Source organism: Frankia sp. CcWB2 (genome assembly GCF_977927585.1).
In genome coordinates this window covers 17,413-20,152 of the sequence record NZ_CDWRCM010000076.1, presented here as the reverse complement: position 1 = coordinate 20,152, position 2,740 = coordinate 17,413, and the positions used below count along the sequence as shown (strand labels likewise).

At 69.5% G+C, this 2,740-nt stretch carries 2 protein-coding genes and 2 pseudogenes; 2 read left to right on the top strand and 2 right to left on the bottom strand.

The features are described from left to right. Positions 1-138 precede the first annotated feature (138 nt). Both ACY45C_RS10330 and ACY45C_RS10325 read left to right on the top strand, forming a co-directional pair. Positions 139-399, top strand: a complete 261-nt coding sequence (locus tag ACY45C_RS10330) for a toxin-antitoxin system HicB family antitoxin (RefSeq protein WP_035911300.1) — start codon at positions 139-141, stop codon at positions 397-399. Continuing rightward, a complete protein-coding gene (locus tag ACY45C_RS10325; RefSeq protein ID WP_462187406.1) occupies positions 396-707 on the top strand; it encodes a MazF family transcriptional regulator in 312 nt (103 codons plus the stop codon). The genes ACY45C_RS10330 and ACY45C_RS10325 overlap by 4 nt, the downstream gene beginning before the upstream one ends. A gap of 48 nt (positions 708-755) precedes the next feature. On the opposite strand, the pseudogene ACY45C_RS10320 reads toward ACY45C_RS10325, so the two are convergent. Then, positions 756-1,122: pseudogene (locus ACY45C_RS10320) on the bottom strand (IS630 family transposase); the annotation flags it as partial. A gap of 2 nt (positions 1,123-1,124) precedes the next feature. Beyond that, positions 1,125-2,662, bottom strand: a pseudogene (locus ACY45C_RS10315) (WD40 repeat domain-containing serine/threonine protein kinase); the annotation flags it as partial. Positions 2,663-2,740 lie beyond the last annotated feature (78 nt).

The following is a 2,740-nucleotide window of genomic DNA, read 5'->3' as shown; positions in this document are numbered from 1 at the left end:
ACTAGAGCAACGGAATCACATGAATGGACATATAATATGTCGATTTTGGTGACCGGATAGTGCGACCATGCGTTCCGCGCTGTGGCGGATACTGCTGTCAGATCTTGCTAGCACTCAGATCTTGCTAGCATGTTGCGCATGTCGCGCACGATCACGCTCCGGCTCTCGGATGAGGCCTACGAGGCGGTCAAGCGGTACGCCGAGGCCGAGCACACCTCGATGAACGCCTGGGTCGAGGGCGTGCTTGACGCCGAGGACATGCGCCGGCGCTGCGCCGCGCATGGGGCCTGGGTGCGGGCCGACCCGGCGGTGGCCGGTGCGGCCCTCGCCTTCGGGGAGGCCAACCAGCGGGCTCTCGCGGTGTCGGGGCTGCCCAATCTCGCCGACGCCGCCGGGTGAGGCCACCGCGGCGCGGTGAGATCTGGACCGCGGGCATCGGGCCGGCGCCGCAGGCGGTGCTGGTCCTCAGCTCCACGGTCTACAACGAGATCGCCGACGAGCCGACCGTGCTGGTCGCCCTGGTCGTGGAGCACGCCACCGACGAGGGGTTCTGCGTCGACCTGGGGGAGGGGCAGTGGGCCGTGATGGGCCTGGTCACGTTCGTGGCCAAGGCCGCCCTGGGTGAATGCCTGCGCCGGGTTGACGTCCAGACGCTCACCACCGCCAACACCATGCTGTTCAAGATCTTGGCTACGCCCGAACGTTGACCTCACGGCAACCCCGGCATCATCACGGTTACGAGGTCCGCCGGAGGCGCGGATGCTTGTGAGCGCGGCCAGGGTGTCGTCACCGAGGGAGTAGCAGCCGTGGAAGTAGCGGATGCCGTGGGTGCGGTGGTAGGTGGCGTGCACGCGGTCGGGGTGCTTGCGTGGCGCCGGGCAGGTCCCGTGGCAAGGGCGGATGGACAGTGGCCCGAACTGGTCGAAGGCGAAAGCAGCGGTCGGGCAAGCGGCGGGTCACTTCCTCGATGCGGTCCAGCCTGGCGCCGGCGTCCGGGTCGGTGGTTTCCTTCCAGGTTCGGGTGCGCTGGAAGGAGATGGAGTGGTGGTGAAGCAGCTGCCGCAGCCGCTCCCGCCCGACGGTAACCCGGCGGGTGGGGTTGTGGCCCAGGTAGTCGGTCAGTCCACCGTCCACAGCCGTACCGTCTTGTCCCAGCTGCCGCTGGCCAGGGTACGCCCATCCGGAGAGAGCGCCACCGATGCCACGACACCTGTGTGGCCGGTCAGGGGTTGGCCGAGCGGGCGGGGATTGGACCGGTCGGTGACATCCCACAGCCGTATCGTTCGGTCCTTGCTGCCACTGGCCAGGGTCCGTCCATCCGGAGAGAACGCCACCGGCATCACCGTGTCGGTGTGGCCGGTTAGGGGCGGGCCGAGCGGGCGGGGGGCGGTCGGGTCGGTGACATCCCACAGCCGTATCGTTCGCTCCTCGCTGCCGCTGGCCAGGGTGCGGCCGTCGGGGGAGAACGCCACCGAGCGCACCCAACCGGTGTGGGCAGCCAGGGGTTGGCCTAGTGGGCGGGCACTGGGCTCGCGCGGATTCCCGCTGCGAGCCACGCTGGTGATGAGGACGGTACCGGCGACGGTGAGAAGAAGCAGCACTGCGAGGGCGGCGGCGCGGCGGTGACGCGGCGGCGCGGCCGGCCGGGGACGGGACCGGGGGTGACGCCCACGGCTGGTGATGCTCCCGCCGGCTGCCCGGTCCGGCGGAGTGCTGCCCGCCGGACGCGGAGATGATACGCCGTCGGCGGCGGGCGGTGGCAGCTGCCAGGTAGACGCGGCTGGGTGTTCGGCGGCGGCGCGGACCTCGCCGTCGAGCTGTAGCGACATCCCCGACGAGGCGATCCACCCCGGGCCGTACGCGCTGGCGGCTGCCTGGGCGAGATCAACCGCGAACGCGTGCGCGGACGGCGCGGCCGGTCCGCCGGGACCTCGGCCAGCGCGCCCAGGACCACCTCTGCCACCGGCGCAGGCACCCCGGCGGGCGGCCGGATACCGCGGTCGAGGTGGTGTCGCCACGGCGCCTGTGCGGGCGGATCGAACGGCGCGGTACCGGCCAGCAGCAGATACAGCATCACCCCGAGCGCGTACAGATCTGTGGCCGGCCCCAGCCGGCTCCCCGCGATCTGCTCGGGAGCCATGAACAGCGGTGTCCCGATCACCGTGTTCGCGGTGGCCGTCACCCCACCCGCCAGTTTCGCGATTCCGAAATCGGCTACCTTCAACAAACCAGTGGTGTCGAACAGTACATTGTCAGGTTTGATGTCACGATGCAGCACACTCCGGGAATGCGCACACGACAGGGCCCCAGCCACCGCCAGACCGACCGCACAGGCCCCCTGCTGGCTCATGCCCGCCTGGCGGCGGGTCAGGGTCCCGCCGGCCAGCATCTCCATGACGATCAGACGCAGCTCGTCGGCCTCGACGTAGTCGTACACCCGAACGATGTGCGGATGATCCAGGCCCGCGAGGATCCGCGCCTCGGCGGCGAACCCGGCCGCCAGCCTGGCATGTCCCCCTGCGGCCAGCACCTTGATCGCAACATCACGCTGCAGGCCGCGATGCCAGCCGGCCAGCACCAACCCGAACGCGCCAGCACCGATCTGGTCACCCATTTCGTAGCCAGGAAGCGCCGCTGCCACCCGTGCCCGATCAACAATCATGATGCGGGCCTGACCCTACGCCGAGGTTCACCGACGATCGCCGCGAATAAACCCATTTTGCCCTGCACGATGCATGAT